We start from the raw sequence: 16088 nt of genomic DNA on the forward strand, positions 1-16088 counted from the left end.
TCGGCGGCCGACGCGCCGGGCCCGGCCGCTGGAGCGCGGCCGGGCCCGGCGGGAGCGGCGCCGTACTGGACGGCGCCGCTCCCAACATGAGCGGGTGAGACCCCGGTCGGGGCGTGTGGGGCCTCAGTGGGAGTGCCTGAGGCCCCAGTGGGAGTGCCTGGGCCTCAGCGGGAGCGCGTGAGGCTGATGCGGTGCACCGAGTCGATCCGGTCGGCGCCGGCCGCGGACTTGTCCACCACGTAGGCCGTGCCGCGCCGGACCGTGACGTGGTTCGGGTTGGGGCCGGTGGCCAGGTCGGCCAGGACGGTGCCCTTCTTCGGGTCCACGACGGTGGTGGTACCGCTGCCGCGGTTGGCGACGAAGACCCGGCCGGTGCGGTGGTCGGCGGCCACCGAGACGGCGCCGGCGCCGGTGGCGACGGTCCGGGTGACGGCGCCCTTGCGCAGGTCGACGACCGAGAGGGTGCCCGCGGCCTGGTCGGCGGTGTAGGCGGTACGGCCGTCGGCGGACAGTTCGATGCCGATGGGGGCGTCACCGGTGGGGATGAAGCGCGGCCCGTCCTTGTACGGGCTGACCGCGATGATCCGGTCGTTGGTCAGGTCGGTGGCGTAGGCGGTGCCGGTGCGGGTGTCGACGGCGAGCCCGGCGGTGCCCGCGCCGTCGACCTTGACCCGCTTCTTCTCCTTGAAGGTACGGGTGTCGAACGCGACGACCGAGCCGTCACCGTAGCCGGTGGCCCAGGCGAGGTCGTGGCGCTTGTCGACGACGACCTCGCGGGCGTGCGCGACGCCGGGCAGGGTGGCGAGGTGCTTGCCGGTGCGCTGGCTGTAGACGGCCAGCGAGTTGTTGCGGGTGTTGGCGGTCCACACGGTGTCGTGCTCGTCGTCGACGGCGACGCCGTAGACCGCCTCGACCGCGCCGGTCGCCGGGTCGGTGACCGGCGGCGTGTACGCGGCCTTGGTCTTGAGCGTCTTCGGGTCGACCTTGAGCAGTCTGGACTGGGTGACGGGCGGCCGGCCGACGGCGGTCGTCGTCCACAGGACGTGATGGCGCTCGGAGTAGGCCGACTGGTAGAGCCCGGTGGCCAGTTGCGCGGTGTCCACCCGGTACGACGGCTGGTGCGCAGGCCGGTCGTGCGCGACGGCGGTGCCGCTGACCGCCAGGGCGCTGCCCGCGGCGACGGCGAGGGCCGTGGCGTTGCGGACGAGGCGGCGGGAGGCGGTACGGGGCTTCAGCGTCTTGGGGGCGCTCATGGTCTGGACTCCTCCTGGAGAGGCAGGCGGGAGAGGGAAGTCGGGGGAGATCCACCCGACGCGATCTAGATTAGCTTAGCCTTACCTAAGTCGCACCCAAATGGCCGGTACCGGCCGGACGCGGGGCGAGCCGGACACACCGGATCGGTGTGCCCGACTCACCCGTCCTCACGACCCGTTCAGGAATCCAGCGCCGACAGACGCGCCGCGACCACCGCCGCGATCTCGTCCATCCAGCGCGGCTGCGTCATCTGCGGGTGCAGGCAGTCCACGTCGTGGTTGACCAGCTCGCCCTTCACGTACGGCGTCCAGGCGTCCCGGGTCAGCCAGTCCTCGGCACGCGGGGCCGCGGCCGTGAAGAACAGCGCGTCACCGGTGAACACCCGGTGCCGGTGTTCCCGCATCAGCCGGGCGTTGTTGACGACGATGTCGACGACGGCGGACAGTGTCCGGTCGGACAGTCCGGCCAGCGCGCTGCCCTCGCGGCGCAGCGTCTCCAGGACGTCCTGGCGGGTCAGCTCGTCCGTACGGTCGAACCCCGCCATCCGCAGCAGGGCGGTCAGGGCATCGGTCTCCTTGGGGACGGCCTGGTCGCGCCACTGGTCGGAGGGGTAGGCGTCCAGCAGGGCGAGGAACTCGACCCGCTCCCCCGCCTCCTGGAGCCGCACCGCCACGGTGTGGGCGAGCACGCCGCCCACGGACCAGCCGAGCAGCCGGTAAGGGCCGTGCGGCCGGACGGTGCGCAACTGCCGTACGTAGTCGGCGGCCATCTCCTCCATCGTCGCCGGGAGGGCTTCGTCGTGGGCCAGGCCGCGCGCCTGGAGGCCGTACACCGGTTGCGCGGGGTCGAGCCTGGAGAGCAGACCCGAGTAGCACCAACTGATGCCGCCCGCCGGGTGCAGGACGAACAGCGGCGCGCGGTCGCCTGCCGGGCGCAGCGGCAGCAGGACGTCCAGCGCGTCGCCGCCGGACCCGTCGCCGTCCAGGCGGGCGGCGAGCGCGGCCGGGGTGCGGTCCTGGAAGAGCGCGCCGATGGCCAGTTGGGTGCCGAGCGTGTCGCGTACGCGCGCCATCAGGCGGGCCGCGAGCAGCGAGGTGCCGCCCAGGTCGAAGAACGCGTCGTCCACACCGACCCGGGGCAGGCCCAGCACTTCGGCGAACAGCCGGGTGAGGGTCTCCTCCCGGTGGGTGCGCGGGGCGCGGCCGGGCCCCGACTCGAAGGCGGGGGCCGGGAGCAGTTTGCGGTCCAGCTTGCCGTTGGGGCTGAGCGGGAACGCCTCCAGGGCGACCACGCTGGTGGGCACCATGTGCTCGGGGAGGGTGCGGGCGAGCGCGTCGCGCAGTTCCTCCGGGTCCGGCGGGGCCGTTGCGGCGCCGTTCCCGTACCCGCCTTCGGGGTGCTCGTACGTGACGTAGCCGACCAGCCGCTGGTCGCCGGGCCGGTCCTCGCGTACCACCGCGCAGGCGGCGGCGACGGCGGGGAGGGCGGCCAGCGCCTCCTCGATCTCGCCGAGTTCGACGCGCTGGCCGCGCAGTTTGACCTGGTGGTCGGTGCGGCCGAGGTAGAGGAGTTCGCCGCGGTCGGTCCAGCGGGCGAGGTCGCCGGTGCGGTACATACGGCTGCCGGCCGGCCCGTAGGGGTCGTCGACGAAGCGGGTCGCCGTCAGCCCGGGGCGTCCCAGGTAGCCGTCGGCGAGCTGGGTCCCGGCGAGGTACAGCTCACCGGGGACGCCGGGCGGGCAGGGCCGCAGGGCCGCGTCCAGGACGTACAGGCGGGTGTTCCAGACCGGCGCCCCGATGGGCACCGGGCCCTCGCCGTCGGACGCGCACGCGTGGTACGTGACGTCGACGGCCGCCTCGGTGGGCCCGTACAGGTTGTGCAGTTCCACACCGGGCAGGGCCCGCGCGAACTCCCGGGCCGTCTCGCGCGGCAGCGCCTCGCCGCTGCAGAACACCCGGCGCAGCCCGGTGCAGTTCGCCGCGTCCGGCTCGGCGAGGAACACCTGGAGCATGGACGGTACGAAGTGGCAGGTGGTGACGGACTGTTCGCGGATGACGCGGGCCAGGTAGGCGGGGTCCCGGTGGCCGCCGGCCTCGGCGACCACCAGGGTGGCGCCCTGGCGCAGCGGCCAGAAGAACTCCCAGACGGACACGTCGAAGCCGGAGGGCGTCTTCTGGAGCACCCGGTCGCCCGGTTCCAGGCCGTACTGCCCCTGCATCCAGCGCAGCCGGTTGTCGATGGCCCGGTGGCTGACCACCACGCCCTTGGGGCGGCCGGTGGAGCCGGAGGTGTAGATGACGTACGCGGGGTGTTCCGGGGTGAGCGGGCGGGGCGGGACGGTGCCGGGGTACCCGGTCAGATCGAGGCCGTCCAGGACGACGACCGGCACCTGCCCGGCACCGGGCACGCGGTCCGCCCGGTCGGTGACCACACATACGGGCCGCGCGTCATCGAGCATGTACGCGAGGCGGTCGGCGGGGTAGTCGGGGTCCAGCGGCAGGTAGGCGCCGCCCGCCTTGAGGACGGCCAGCAGCGTGAGGACCATGTCCGCGGAGCGCGGCACGGCGACGGCGGCCAGTGCGCCGGGTCGCACGCCCAGGGAGGCCAGGTGCCGGGCCAGCCGGTTGGCGCGCGTGTCGAGTTCGGCGTACGTCCAGGCGGTGTCCCCGAAGACCAGCGCGGTGCCGCCGGGTGTGCGGGCGGCCTGGGCCTCGATGGGCCCGATGAGCGTGGTGGGCGGCAGGGTACGGGCCGTGGCGTTGAACTTCTCCAGCACCAGGGACTCTTCGGCCGCCGTGGCGATGCCGTGCTCGCCCGTGGGGGCGTGCGGGTCGGCGGTCGCCAGACGGGACAGCAGGTCGAGGAACCGCTCCTGGTGGATGCCGAGTTCCGGCTCCTCGTACAGCGCGGGGTTGGCGTCGTAGTCCACGCGCAGGCCGCGGCCGTCGGCGCGGTCGTACACGTTGACGGTCAGCTCGTCGACGGGGCCGGTGGAGAGATTGTGCGCGGTGGCCGGAGCGCCCGCGAAGTCCAGGCCGTAGTCGAACGGCATGATGTTGACCAGCGGTCCGACCAGCGCCCGGTCGGCGCCGAGCAGGCCCAGGTCGCGGCGGATGTCCTCGTAGCGGTAGCGCTGGTGGCGGCGGGCCGCGCGGATGCCGAGGACGACCTGGCGGACCAGCTCGGCGAAGGTGCCGCGCGGGTCGGCGGTCAGCCGCAGCGGCAGCACGTTCATGACCATGCCGGGCACGCGCAGCGCCACCGATCCCATGCGGCCCATCATCGGCAGCCCGAGGACGACCTCCTCGGCGCCGGTGGCCCGGGACAGGTACAGCGCCTGGGCCGCGATCAGCACGTCGGGCCAGGTGGCGCGGACCGAGGAGGCCAGCTCCTTGAGCCGCCCGGTGCTCTCGGGCCCCAGGTACGCGGTGCGGCGCAGGTGGGTACGGGACGGCAAGGCGGTGCGCCCGGCCAGGTTGACGGCCTCGGGCCGGTCCGCGAACGCCTCGTTCCAGTGCCGCCGGTCGGCCTCGTACGTCTCCGACGCACGGTACGCGGCGTCGTCGGCGACCAGGTCGGTCAGCCGCCCGAAGGGGTCGGGGCCCACGGGCTCGCCGGCCGCGAGCGCCGTGTAGACCTCGGCGGTGCGGCGGGCCAGCAGCGAGTAGCCGAAGCCGTCCATGATGACGTGGTGGACGCGCTGATACCACAGCCAGCGGGTGTCGCCGACCCGGAACAGCGCGTGCGCGAACAGCGGCCCGGCGGCCAGGTCGAACGGTTCGGCGAGGTCGGCGCGCATCCAGGCGCGGGCCGCGCCGTCCGGGTCGGTCTCCGCGCGCAGGTCCGCCAGGTGGAGCGGCAGCGGCACCGGGCCGGTGGTCAGGGGGAGCTGGCGGGGCCCTTCGGGGGTCTCCACGATCCGGACCCGCAGGACGTCGGCCTCGGCGACCACTTGGTGCAGCGCGTCGGAGAACAGCGCCGGGTCCACCGGCCCGTGGATCTCCAGGTACTCCGCGGTGTTCTGTGCGGGGCTCGCCGGATCCAGGGCCTGGGCGTACCACAGGCCGGTCTGGGCGGCCGTCAGCGGCAGGCCCTCGGCGGTGCGCGGGCCGTCCGCGCCGGCGTCGAGGAGCGCGGTCACGAGACCGCGCCCAGGATGCGGGCCCATGCCTCGATGGCGGGCTGCTCGGCGAGGTCCACGAAGCCGGCCCGGGTGCCGTGGTCGCGGCGCCATCGTTCCAGGAGCGCCATGATGCGGACCGAGTCCATGCCGTAGTCGACGAGGTTCTCGTCGACGGGGATGTCGGCCGGGTCCTCGCCCAGCACGTCGGCGACGTCCGCGCGCAGGTGGTCGATGGTCAGTGCCATGACAGGTGGTTCTCCTTGGGTGTGACGGTGGTGACTGGGGCCGTGCGGGCGGGGCACCGGCCGACGGCCGGGGCTCCCGGGCGGGGCGGGCACCGGGCCGGGCGGGGGTGTCCGTCCGGCCCGGTGCCGTCCGTCACTTGGCCATGGCCTTCTCGATGTCGTCCAGCACGGACAGGGCCGCCAGGCCGCCGCCGAGGCTGGTCCACTTGGAGCCGTCGATCTCGGTGGCGTGACCGTCGCGGACGGCGTTGAGCTGCTGGTAGGCGGGCTTGGCCTTCAGCTCCGCGAACAGGTCGGCGTCCTTGCCCTTGGCGGTGAGGGTACCGATGAACAGCCAGTCGGCGTCGATCTGCTTGATGTCCTCGTCGCTGAGCGGGGTGGAGTGGCCCTGGCCGCGGTCGTTCTGGATGCCGGGCCGCTTGAAGCCGAGGTTCTTCAGGACGTCGCTGATGAAGACGCCCTGCTGCATCACGGCGGTGCCCTTGGCGGAGTAGCGGGCCACGGAGACGGTGGCGCCGGCGTGCGTGCCGAGCTTCTTCTTCAGGTCGGCGGCCTTGGTCTCGTAGCCGGTGAGGAAGGTCTTGGCCTCGTTCTGCTTGCCGAGGACCCGGCCGGTGAGGTCGAGCGCCTTCTTCCAGTCCTTGTCCTTGCCGATGGTGACGACCGTCGGCGCGATGGCCTTGAGCTGCTGGAGAACCTTCTGGTCGGCGAGCTGTCCGGCGAGGATGACGTCGGGCTTGGCGCGCAGCACCTTCTCGATGTCGGGGCCGGTGACGGCGCCGACGACCGGTATGTCCTTGGCGCGGTCGGCGAGGTAGCCGGGGGCGCCCTTCTGGCCGCGGCCCGCGGTCAGGCCGATCGGCCGGACCCCGAGGGCCAGCGCGGAGTCGAGGTCCATCTCGCTGAGCACGACCACCTTGGCGGGCTTGGCGGGGACCTCGACCCGCGCGCCGGTGGCGTCGGTGACGGTGGCCTTGCCGGCCCCGCCGGCCTTCGCCTGCCCGGAGCCGGACTCGTCCCCTCCGCAGGCGGTGAGGGCCAGCGCCAGGGCGGTGGTGACGGCGGCCGCCGCGGTCAGGCGGACGCGCGGCAGGGAGTGCGTGGACATGTCTGTAGTCTCCGAGTGGTGAAGTCCGGCGGCCGGGTCGGCGTTTGACGGAACAGTTGGTGCGGGGCACCCGGGGAATCCCGGGTGGCCGGGGCCGTCGGGCGACGAAAGCCCCGGTCAACCCTTAGGTTAGGCTACCCTTATGTTGGTTGCGCAAGAGGCCGGGGCCCCCGTGGGCGACACCCAGCCCCCACCGTCACGGGCGTCCGGTCACCGCCGGCGCATCCTGACAGCCGCGGTCGCCCTGACCGTGCTGCTGGCCGTTCTGCTGCTGCTGTCCCTGCTCATCGGCACCGGGTCCAGCCCTGTCGCGCGCGCGTGGGACTTCCTCATGGGCGACCCGACGGCCCGCGCCGACGCCCAACTCCGGCTCGCCGTCCTGGACGTGCGGCTGCCGCGGACCCTCGCCGCCGTCCTCGTCGGCGTCTCCCTAGGCGCCGCAGGATGCCTCCTCCAAGCCGTCACCCGCAACCCGCTGGCCGAAACCGGCCTGCTCGGCGTGAACTCGGGCGCCGCGCTCGGCGTCGTCATCGGCCTCACCTACTTCGGCGTGGACTCCTCCTACGCCCTGCTGGGCTGGGCGCTCGCCGGCGGCATGGCCGCCAGCGCGATCGTCCTGCTGCTGGCCGCCTCCGGCCGGGCCGCGGCGTCGCCGCTGCGGCTGGTGCTCGCCGGCTCCGCGCTCGGCGCCACCTTCCACGGCATGACCTCCTACGTCCTGCTCAGTACGCAGTCCACCTTCGACACCTTCCGCTACTGGACCATCGGCTCCCTCGCGGGCATCAAGACCTCGGACACCTACCCGCTGATCCCGCTCATCGTGGTCGGCCTGCTGATCGCCTTCGGCGCCGCCCGTCCGCTGGCCGCGCTGGCGCTCGGCGACGACAGCGCGCGGTCCCTGGGCCACCGCCCCGGGCTGGTCCGGGTCGTCGTCGCCGGGGCGGTGACCCTGCTGGCCGGATCGGCGGTGGCGCTCGCCGGCCCCATCGCCTTCCTCGGCCTGCTGGCCCCCCACGCCGCCCGCGCCGTCACCGGCCCGCGCCTCGCCGCTCAGCTCGCCCTGGCGGCGCTGATCGCCGCCGACGTGATGATCGCCGCCGATATCTTCGCCCGTGTCGCCATCCGCCCCTGGGAGACCCCCGTGAGCGTGCTCCTCGCCTTCGTCGGCGGACCGTTGCTGATCTGGATCGCCCGCTCCCGGCGGATGTCGACGGCGGGGGGTACGGCGTGACGGAGTCGACGCGCGGTACGGCGGAGCCGGCACCGGCCGGCCGGAAGGCCCCTGTCCCCTCCCCCGCGGCCCCCGCGGCCCCCGCCTTCCCGGGCTCCCCGGACGCGGCCCCCGCCGACGTGACGCCGCCCGACAGCCTCGTCATCCGGACCGGGGCCTTCTCCTGGCTCTTCCCCCGCCGGGGCTCGCTGGTCGCCGTCGCGCTCGGGGCGCTGATCCTGGTCCTCGTCGCGCTGGGCACGTTCGCCAGCTCCACCGGCATGAGCCTCTCCGAGACGCTCTCCGGCCTGTTCGGGACGGGTGACCCCGCGACGGTGATGCTGGTCCAGGACTTCCGGTTGCCGCGGATCGCCGTCGGCGTCCTGGTCGGCGCGGCGCTGGGCATCGCCGGCTGCCTCACCCAGACGCTCGCCGGCAACCGGCTCGCCACCCCCGACATCATCGGCGTGAACGAGGGCGCCACCGCGGCCGTCGTCGCCTCCGTCGTCGGCTCGTCCACCGGCATGATCGGCGAATGGTGGCTCGGACCGGTCGGCGCGGTGCTGGCCGCCGCGCTCGTGGTCCTGTGCGCGGGCGGCGCCGGCCACCGGGGGCACCGTGTCCTCGTCGTCGGCATCGGCGTCTCGACCGTCGTCGGGGCCGTCACCGACCTCGTCATGTCCCGCCAGAACGACAACACCGCCGGCGGCGTCTTCCTGTGGACGGTCGGCAGCCTCAGCGGACGCGACTGGTCGGTGGGCACACCGCTGCTGCTGATCCTGCTCGTCCTGCTCCCGTTCGCCCTCGCCGCCGGGAACCGGCTGCAACTGCTGCGCTTCGACGACGACACCGCGGCCGGGCTCGGCGTACCCGTACGGCGGGTCCGTGCCCTCGCCCTGGCCCTCGCGGTGGTCCTCTCCGGCGTGGCCGCGGGCATCGGCGGCCCCATCGCCTTCGTCGCCCTGGCGGCCCCCGTGCTCGCCGACCGTCTCGGCGGCCGCGCCCGCGTACCGGTCCTGGCTTCCGGCCTGGTGGGCGGTGCGCTGATCGCGGGCGCCGACGCGCTGGGCCGGGTGATCGCCCCCGTCGAGATCCCGGTCGGCGTGGTCACCAGCGTGCTCGGCGGCCCCTTCCTGCTGTGGGTGCTCTTCCGCTCGGACCGGGGCACGGGCCGGCCGTGAGAGCCCGGGGCGGGCAACCCGCCGGGCGGCGCCGGCCGGTGGGGCCGTGCCCCGTACCCGCCACCGGCTAGGACCCGGTCTGCCCCCGGCGCGTCACGCGGTGGTCGGCTGCTTGCCGTCGTGGAGCGCCTCGGCCATGGGGGAAGCGCCGTCGATGACGAAGGAACGGATCGAGTCGAGGTACGCGGTCCGGTCGACGCGGCCGTCCCCGTCGGTGTCCAGCGCGTCGAACGCGGACGCCGCGTTGCCGGGCGGATTGCCGAGCGCCGCCCGCAGCCGGGTGAACTCCGCCCGGTCCAGGGCGCCGTCCCCGTCGGTGTCGGCGAGGTCGAACAGCGAGCCCAGCGCCTGTCGGCAGACCTCCTCGAAGGCGTCGGCACCCGCCCACGTCGCGTACTCCTCGAAGGTCACCTTCCCGTCGCCGTTCGCGTCCATCGACGCGTACACCCGCTCGTGGGCCGTGCGGGCGACGACGACCAGCGGATCGTCCCCGTCCCGCCCCAGCGCCGCCGCCGCGTGTACGGGGCGGGCCAGGTACTCCTCCCGGGAGATGACGCCGTCACCGTCCACATCCAGCATGGTGAAGATATGACCCTTAGCGGTGGTGGCGTCCATAAAAGTTCCTTTCGCGAAGACTGGCGTCTCGTCACTGCCCGCCCCCCTTCCCCGCGAAACACCGGGTGCGCCTCTCCGCCCCCTCCCACCCACCGCCGGGACCGCACTCGGAGGACCCCGGCGCGAGCGGGGCGGCGGACCACCCGGGTGCCCCGGAGAGAATGCGGGCGCCGCGAAGAACGGTTGTGCTGGAGATCCAGGTACCCGTCCCACAGGAGTGATCCGCATGCGCGTACGTCTTGCCCTCGCCGGTGCCGTTCTCGCCGCGGCCGCGGTCGTTCCCGCGGCGTCCGCCGCCGTGGCCCACGACGGCCCGGCAGGCGCCCCGAAGGCCGACACCAAGCCCGGCACGGCGGGCCCGACCGACACCAGGCCCGGCACCAAGCCCGGCACGGCCGGCCCGGCCGACCCGGAGTTCGCCGCGGTCCCCCAGGCCAACCGTGAACTCGTCGGCCGCATCATGACCGGCCTCGCCTGACCCCGCCCGGGCGCCGTCCGCCCGGATCGCCGCCCGGATCACCGTCCACGCCGACGACGACGCGTCCCCCTCCCTCAACGTTTCCCGAAGAAGGGCGACGGCCTGTCGCGCCTGCCGGTGCGGCCGCCCTGCGGCAGCGGCGGGGAACGTCAGGCGGCCTGGAGGCGGAAGACCGTGTACGGGGCGTCGCCCTCGACGGCGTCGCCGTCCGCATCGGTCACCGACACCGTCCGCAGCCCGGCACCCGCGGCGAGCTTCTCGAACCCGGAGCGGGTGTACCAGTGCAGCAGCCATGGGCGCTCCACGACGGTGGTCCCGTCGGTGCCGTGACGCTCGTAGCGCAGCAGGGCGGTCCGGGTCCGTGCGGTCACGTCGCGCTCCTCGGACACCACGGAGAACCGCAGCTCGGCGCCGTCGGCGGCGAGGGCGGTGCGGACCTGGCCGGCGCGGCCGACCGGTGCCGGGGCCGGGATGTGCAGCGGGATCAGCGCGGATCCGCCGTCGACCAGATGGCGGCGGATGCGGTGGAGGGCCGCCTCAGCGACGCTGTCGCCCGGCAGCAGGTTGAAGGTCGGCCCGGCCAGGAAGACCGCCCGGAACCGCCGTGACAGACAGAGCGCTTCCATCCGCTGGTGATGAACGGTGACGGCGACACTCGCCTCGTCGGCCCGGCGGCGGCAGCGCTCCAGCATGTCCGCGGAGGAGTCGACGCCTTCCACGTCCAGTCCGCCGCGGCGCAGGGCGAGCAGCGGGTCGCCGTCTCCGCAGCCCAGTTCCAGGGCCGGGCCGCCCACTTCGCGTACGAAGGCCGCGTAGACCTCGGGGTCCGGGGAGAAGGACCTCAACGGGGCGTAGGCCTCCGCGACGAGGCCGGTGTAGAAGTCGGCTGGGTCCATGGACGCGCGTCGGTCCTTCCCGTCGGGCGAGTGCTGTCGGCAGCGGTCGGCACAGGGCAGACCCCACAGGGTCGAGGCAGCCAACGTATCGGGATCCGCTACTTCGCCAGATCCGCCGTCCACCACGTGGTCGCTGCCCGTCACGTACGAGGCGTCGTCGGAGACCAGGAACGCGATGAGGGCGGCGACCTCGTCCGGCTGCGCGGTGCGGCCCAACGGGACCGAGGCGAGGAGATCGTCGGTGGCCCCGGGCGGCAGTGAGGTGACCATCGGGGTGCCGACGACGCCCGGTGACACCGACAGGACCCGGATGCCGTGGCTCGCGTACTCGCGGGCCGCGGTCCGGGTCAGGGCGAGGACGCCCTGCTTGGCCGCGGTGTAGGCGGCGTGGCGGCGGAAGGCCGCGTGCGCCGCGATGGACGCGATGTTGACGATGACGCCGCCCGTTTCGGCCATCGCGGGGAGCTGGCAGCGCATCGCGTGGAAGACGCCGTAGAGGTTCACCTTCAGCACGGTGTCGAAGTCGGCGGGCGGCAGCTCCGCCAGCGGGGTCAGGGGGCCGCTGATCCCGGCGCTGTTGACCGCGATCCGCAGGCCGTCGCCCAAGGCGGCGGCCTCCTTGACGACGCGGGTCACGCTGTCCAGGTCGGTGACGTCGACCCGGCGGGCCAGCGCGGCGCCGCCGGCCGCGGTGATCTGTCCGGCCACCCGCGCGGCGCCGTCCTCGTCGAGGTCGGCGGCCACCACCACGGCGCCCTCCGCGGCCAGTCGCGCCGCGCACATCGCGCCGATCCCGGAGGCGGCGCCGGTCACCAGGGCGACCCGGTCCCGCAGCCGGCCGGGCCGCGTTCTGTTGCCGGGCGGCGGTATGTGAGCTGTCATGTGCGGCTCCTCAATGGGGGCAGGGCGGGCTCAGGACGGGCGGGCGTGTCGCCGTGAGCGGCAGCCGGTCCGGACGCAGGACGGTGCCGATCAGGGCCCGTCGGGCGCGGAGGGGACCGGCTCCACGGCCCCGGAGTGGCCCACGGCCCGCGTCCGGGACTGGCACCGGGTCCTCGACGGGCACGGCGACGGCGATCCCGTGGCGCGTGCCCTGCCGAGATCACCGGGGACGTGGCGGGAAACGGTCGTCCCGAACTCGTCGCCGTCTGGCGGGAAAGCATGCGTCAGACGCTCACCGGCATGCGGCGCGAACACGACGCGGCCCGGACGGCGGCCGCCGTGGCGCGGCGCCCCGGCTGACCGACTACCTGCGGTACGGCGCCTGGAGCATCGGCGTCGAACAGCAGGTCACCGCCCTGTGGGTCCTGCTGGACGAGCCCGACCTGCCCGGGCGCCTGCCGGTGCTGCGCGGTGCGCTGCGCCAGGCCGCGACCGCCATCCGCCTGCTCAACGACCTCCGCGGCCACCGCAGGGAACAGACCGAGGGGAAGGCCGACGTGCTGGCCGTCGGCCTGACCGAGCGGGAGGCGTACGAGCGCGCCGAGGCGGGGCTGGCGAGCTGCCGGCGGGTCCTGGCTCCACTCAGTACGGCGGGGTACGGTTCCGCGGTGGCGCTGGAGCGGGTGGTGCTCTCGCACGCGCGGATGTACCACCGCTTCGACCCGTACGGCCCGGCCGGGCGGCCGCCCCTCCCCTGCCGGGCAGCACCACCGGCACTCCGTACGCCCCCCAGCCGAGGGAGACCCCGCCCATGGGCACCGAGCAGGAAGTCCTGGACACCATCGCGTCCGGAGACACGTACGACACCACGGCGCTCGCGGGCCTCTTCGACCGGTTGGAACCGGTCAACACCGCTCTCCTGATCGGCACCTGGCAAGGCGGCGGTTTCGCAGCGCACCAGCGAGAACGCCACGCTGTCGGCGAAGATGCGGTGGTACGGCAAACGGTTCGTCGACGCCGACCACGTGGAGCCGCTGCTGTGCCGCGACGCCGACGGGGCGGTGTGCTCGTACACCGACATGGGCCTCGCGTCGCTGCGCGAGGTCGTCCACCGCGGCAAGCAGTCCACGGCGATGGTCTACGACCAACTGCCCGTCATCGACCACTTCCGCCGGCTCACCGACGACGTCCTGCTGTGCGTGATGGACAAGAAGGGCGACCCGGAGGACTTCTACTTCCACCTCACCCGCGTACCGGAGCCCGAGGTACGGGCCTGACTCATACCGCCGGTGCCCGGGGCGCCGGGACGCCCGGCCCGCGTCCGCCGCCGGGCTCGCGCCAGGCCGTCGCCAAGCGGCGTACGGCTTCGGCCAACGTGCCCGGATCGGCCAGGAAGTGGAGGCGGAGGAACTCCCTGCTGCCCCCTGAAGCGTCCAGTCCCCTCCCGGGCAGCGCCACGACGCCGTGCCGGAGCGCCGTCTGCGCGAAGGAGCCCCCGTCACCGTACGGCAGACGCACCCACAGGGCGTGCCCGCCGGTTACAGGCGGCGCCTGCCACTCCGGCAGCCGTTGCGCCAGCAACGCCCGCAGGTGATCGTGGCGGGCACGGCGCTCGGCCGCCCCCTGCCGGCAGTGGTCCGCCAGCCCCGGAAGCAGCTCGGCGGCGGCGAGTTGGGCGGGAAGGTTCCCGCCGAGGTCGTGCACCGCGCGCAGCCGGGCGAGGCGGTCGATGACGGGCCGGGCCGCCCGGACCCAGCCGATGCGCAGCCCGCCCCAGACGCTCTTGCCGAGTGAACCCACCGAGATGACCGATGCGCCGAACGCGGCGAGCGGCGACGGCACCTGGTGCCCGGGGAAGGCGAGGTCGGCCAGGACTTCGTCGTCGACGAGCGGGACGCCCGCGTCGGCGGCCGCCGCGACGAGCCGTCGGCGCGCCAGCGGCGGCAGTACCGCTCCGGTCGGGTTGTGGTGGGTGGACACGACATAGGCGAGGTCCGGGCGGTGCGACGGGGAACGGGTCGCCGCTTCGAAACCGTCCAGGCCGACGGGGAGGGTCCGCAGACGGACGGCGTGCTCACGGAACACCTCCAGCGCCCCGGGGTAGGTGGGCGCCTCGACCAGCACCGTGCCGCCGGGCCGGGCAAAGGCGCGGGCGAGCAGGGAGAGGGCCTGCTGCCCGCCATTGGTGATCAGGACCTGCCCGGGGTCGGTCGGCACCCCGCGCCGCGCGTAGTGACGGGCGACAGCACGGCGCAACTGCGGGTGCCCTGCCGGATGGTAGCCGAGGTCGTCCTTGATTCCGGCCAGCCGGGCCGGCATCCGCTCGTATGCGGCCAGCAGGATCGGCGGCGGCGAGGTGGGAGCGGCGCACGCCAGAAGGATCACGTCGTCGCGGGGTTCCAGGAGGTGGAGGAAGACCGGTGCCCCGGTGCTCTCCTGCGCTGCCGTACGGGGCGGCCCCGCGACCCGGGTACCGCTGCCCTGGCGCCGGCTTATCCGGCCTTCCCGGCGCAGCTCCTCGTACGCGGCCACGACCGTCCCCCGCCCCACGGCGAGGGTGGCCGCCAGGACGCGGTCGGGCGGCAGCACCGTACCGGGCAGCAGCTCACCCTCGTCGACGAGGCGGCGCAGGCGCGCGGCGAGGAGCAGATACAGCGGGCCGTGCCCGGCCGACCACCGGCCCAGGCGGTCGGCCAGTTCGGCGGGTTCCGTGGGCATGGTCGGGTTCTTCCGGTGTCGGGGAGGCGGGAGCGGATTGGTTCGACTGGCGGACCAATTATGGGTCATTGGCTCTGGGAACCGGCCGCACCGGCGGCGAGGATCACGGCATGACCACACACCACGAAGACCTGCGCCACCTCACCGCCGTATCGGTCCCGCACGCCGTCGCCGCCCTGCCCGGGCCCTTCCAGCAGCACACCCTGGCGAGGGTGAACGACACCACCGCCGTCCGCCTCGCCCGGCTGGAAGGCTCCTTCCCTTGGCACCACCACGACGAGGACGAGCTGTTCCTGTGCTGGGACGGCACCTTCCGCATCGAGCTGGAGGGCCGGGACCCGGTGGTGCTGAGGGCGGGCGAACTGTTCGTCGTCCCCCGGGGCATCCGGCATCGCCCCGTGGCCGAGGAGGCCGCCCACGTCCTGCTCGTCGAGCATCCCGACACGAAGCAGTACGGAAGCTGACACCGGCGGCCCGTCCGGTCGCGTCGGCGGCCTCCCGGTCGGGCACGCCATCTGCTCGATGAACGGCACGGCGCAGGCAGTAGGAACGCTGAACGGACGGCTCAGGTGGACGGCCCAGACGGACAGCCCAGACGAGCAGCTCAGACGAGCAGCTCAGGCGGACGGCCCATGGCACAGCCCCGCTTGGCCTTGCGGCCCAACGCGCGGCGTTCCCAGGGCTCTCGGCAAACGTCACGAAGCGGGAAGGGCGGCCTCGTCCTCCGCGGCCTGCCGTACCCGCTTGTTGCGCGCGCCCACCACCAGCGCCGTGGCCGCTCCCGTCACCGCGAGCGCCGCCGGGACCATCCAGTTGCGGTTGACGGCGTGGCCGAGCGCGTGGTCGAGGGAGATCCGGCCGGGTCCGATGATGCCGAGGCCGGTCGTGGTCAGGCCGAGGAAGGCAGGGTGCTCGTAGCCGCCGCTCTGCGCGAAGAACCCGTTCGGGGTGTGGACGGCGGCGGCGCCCGCCATCGCGCCCGCCGCGGCCGCGCCGGCGGCGGGGCTGGCCAGCCCCAGCGCCAGCAGTACGCCGCTGCCGGCCTCGGTGAGCCCCGCGACGGTGGCGCTGGCCTTGCCCGGCACGAAACCGACGGATTCCATGAACTGGCCGGTGCCCTCGATCCCGCCCCCGCCGAACCAGCCGAAGAGCTTCTGCGCGCCGTGCGCGGCCAGCACTCCGCCGGTGCCCACACGGAGGAGCAGCAGGCCGAGGTCACGTCGGTCGAAACAGGTCACGATGGGCTCCCGGAGCGACGGTCAGGGGCGGTCCCCGCCCGCCTGCCCATCGTCCCTCGCCGGGCACGCCACGGGCTCGCCCACTCGGCCGTTCGGGTGACCGGGGCGGGCCCTGCCCGGCCGCCACCGAAGCCGCGTCC

The 16088-nt window shown here is 74.1% G+C and carries 14 protein-coding genes; 6 read left to right on the forward strand and 8 right to left on the reverse strand.

Going from position 1 to position 16088, the window contains the following annotated elements; translation table 11 throughout:
- Positions 1-164 precede the first annotated feature (164 nt).
- The 4 genes from ACH4EB_RS24025 to ACH4EB_RS24040 all read right to left on the reverse strand — a co-directional run bounded on the left by ACH4EB_RS24025 (position 165) and on the right by ACH4EB_RS24040 (position 6730).
- On the reverse strand, positions 165-1253 hold the full coding sequence (locus tag ACH4EB_RS24025; protein ID WP_398349621.1) for a YncE family protein: 1089 nt from the start codon (positions 1251-1253) through the stop codon (positions 165-167).
- Between the two features lie 179 nt (positions 1254-1432).
- The gene (locus tag ACH4EB_RS24030; protein WP_398349622.1) at positions 1433-5422 is read right to left on the reverse strand and encodes an amino acid adenylation domain-containing protein; all 3990 of its coding nucleotides are present in this window, start codon (positions 5420-5422) and stop codon (positions 1433-1435) included.
- The gene (locus tag ACH4EB_RS24035) at positions 5392-5622 is read right to left on the reverse strand and encodes a phosphopantetheine-binding protein (RefSeq protein WP_398349623.1); all 231 of its coding nucleotides are present in this window, start codon (positions 5620-5622) and stop codon (positions 5392-5394) included. Before ACH4EB_RS24035 ends, ACH4EB_RS24030 begins: the two co-directional genes overlap by 31 nt.
- A gap of 133 nt (positions 5623-5755) precedes the next feature.
- Positions 5756-6730 carry an ABC transporter substrate-binding protein gene (locus ACH4EB_RS24040; protein WP_398349624.1) on the reverse strand — a complete coding sequence of 325 codons (975 nt, stop codon included), beginning with the start codon at positions 6728-6730 and terminating at the stop codon, positions 5756-5758.
- A gap of 142 nt (positions 6731-6872) precedes the next feature.
- Here ACH4EB_RS24040 and ACH4EB_RS24045 point away from each other — a divergent pair, with 142 nt between their 5' ends.
- Positions 6873-7961 (forward strand): FecCD family ABC transporter permease, encoded by a 1089-nt coding sequence (locus tag ACH4EB_RS24045; protein ID WP_398349625.1) that lies wholly within the window; start codon positions 6873-6875, stop codon positions 7959-7961.
- On the forward strand, positions 7958-9121 hold the full coding sequence (locus tag ACH4EB_RS24050) for a FecCD family ABC transporter permease (protein ID WP_398349626.1): 1164 nt from the start codon (positions 7958-7960) through the stop codon (positions 9119-9121). The genes ACH4EB_RS24045 and ACH4EB_RS24050 overlap by 4 nt, the downstream gene beginning before the upstream one ends.
- Positions 9122-9214: 93 nt before the next feature.
- On the opposite strand, the gene ACH4EB_RS24055 is transcribed toward ACH4EB_RS24050, so the two are convergent.
- Entirely contained in the window at positions 9215-9736 is a 522-nt protein-coding gene (locus tag ACH4EB_RS24055) for an EF-hand domain-containing protein (protein WP_398349627.1), read from the reverse strand.
- A gap of 226 nt (positions 9737-9962) precedes the next feature.
- Here ACH4EB_RS24055 and ACH4EB_RS24060 point away from each other — a divergent pair, with 226 nt between their 5' ends.
- A complete protein-coding gene (locus ACH4EB_RS24060; protein ID WP_398349628.1) occupies positions 9963-10214 on the forward strand; it encodes a hypothetical protein in 252 nt (83 codons plus the stop codon).
- Between the two features lie 149 nt (positions 10215-10363).
- Here the strand turns inward: ACH4EB_RS24060 and ACH4EB_RS24065 are convergent, their stop codons facing one another.
- Positions 10364-11992, reverse strand: a complete 1629-nt coding sequence (locus tag ACH4EB_RS24065; RefSeq protein ID WP_398349629.1) for an SDR family oxidoreductase — start codon at positions 11990-11992, stop codon at positions 10364-10366.
- A gap of 206 nt (positions 11993-12198) precedes the next feature.
- Here ACH4EB_RS24065 and ACH4EB_RS24070 point away from each other — a divergent pair, with 206 nt between their 5' ends.
- Both ACH4EB_RS24070 and ACH4EB_RS24075 read left to right on the forward strand, forming a co-directional pair.
- The gene (locus ACH4EB_RS24070) at positions 12199-12915 is read left to right on the forward strand and encodes a terpene synthase family protein (RefSeq protein WP_398349630.1); all 717 of its coding nucleotides are present in this window, start codon (positions 12199-12201) and stop codon (positions 12913-12915) included.
- Positions 12916-12978: 63 nt separating this feature from the next.
- A complete protein-coding gene (locus ACH4EB_RS24075; RefSeq protein WP_398349631.1) occupies positions 12979-13269 on the forward strand; it encodes a DUF4334 domain-containing protein in 291 nt (96 codons plus the stop codon).
- Between the two features lies 1 nt (position 13270).
- On the opposite strand, the gene ACH4EB_RS24080 is transcribed toward ACH4EB_RS24075, so the two are convergent.
- Positions 13271-14710, reverse strand: coding sequence for a PLP-dependent aminotransferase family protein (locus tag ACH4EB_RS24080; protein WP_398349632.1), 1440 nt, complete (start codon positions 14708-14710; stop codon positions 13271-13273).
- Between the two features lie 110 nt (positions 14711-14820).
- On the opposite strand from ACH4EB_RS24080, the gene ACH4EB_RS24085 reads away from it, so the two are divergent.
- Positions 14821-15174, forward strand: coding sequence for a cupin domain-containing protein (locus tag ACH4EB_RS24085; RefSeq protein ID WP_398349633.1), 354 nt, complete (start codon positions 14821-14823; stop codon positions 15172-15174).
- A gap of 231 nt (positions 15175-15405) precedes the next feature.
- On the opposite strand, the gene ACH4EB_RS24090 is transcribed toward ACH4EB_RS24085, so the two are convergent.
- Positions 15406-15948: a DoxX family protein gene (locus tag ACH4EB_RS24090; RefSeq protein ID WP_398349634.1), complete on the reverse strand. Its 543-nt coding sequence runs from the start codon at positions 15946-15948 to the stop codon at positions 15406-15408.
- Positions 15949-16088: the final 140 nt, after the last annotated feature.

Source organism: Streptomyces sp. NPDC018045 (assembly GCF_044327445.1).
Classification (GTDB): domain Bacteria; phylum Actinomycetota; class Actinomycetes; order Streptomycetales; family Streptomycetaceae; genus Streptomyces.

Coding starts and splice junctions, on each gene's coding strand:
- ACH4EB_RS24025 (WP_398349621.1), bottom strand. CDS start 1,253: ATGAGCGCCCCCAAGACGCTGAAGCCCCGTACCGCCTCCCGCCGCCTC.
- ACH4EB_RS24030 (WP_398349622.1), bottom strand. CDS start 5,422: ATGGGCCCGCATCCTGGGCGCGGTCTCGTGACCGCGCTCCTCGACGCC.
- ACH4EB_RS24035 (WP_398349623.1), bottom strand. CDS start 5,622: ATGGCACTGACCATCGACCACCTGCGCGCGGACGTCGCCGACGTGCTG.
- ACH4EB_RS24040 (WP_398349624.1), bottom strand. CDS start 6,730: ATGTCCACGCACTCCCTGCCGCGCGTCCGCCTGACCGCGGCGGCCGCC.
- ACH4EB_RS24045 (WP_398349625.1), top strand. CDS start 6,873: ATGTTGGTTGCGCAAGAGGCCGGGGCCCCCGTGGGCGACACCCAGCCC.
- ACH4EB_RS24055 (WP_398349627.1), bottom strand. CDS start 9,736: ATGGACGCCACCACCGCTAAGGGTCATATCTTCACCATGCTGGATGTG.
- ACH4EB_RS24060 (WP_398349628.1), top strand. CDS start 9,963: ATGCGCGTACGTCTTGCCCTCGCCGGTGCCGTTCTCGCCGCGGCCGCG.
- ACH4EB_RS24065 (WP_398349629.1), bottom strand. CDS start 11,992: ATGACAGCTCACATACCGCCGCCCGGCAACAGAACGCGGCCCGGCCGG.
- ACH4EB_RS24075 (WP_398349631.1), top strand. CDS start 12,979: ATGCGGTGGTACGGCAAACGGTTCGTCGACGCCGACCACGTGGAGCCG.
- ACH4EB_RS24080 (WP_398349632.1), bottom strand. CDS start 14,710: ATGCCCACGGAACCCGCCGAACTGGCCGACCGCCTGGGCCGGTGGTCG.
- ACH4EB_RS24085 (WP_398349633.1), top strand. CDS start 14,821: ATGACCACACACCACGAAGACCTGCGCCACCTCACCGCCGTATCGGTC.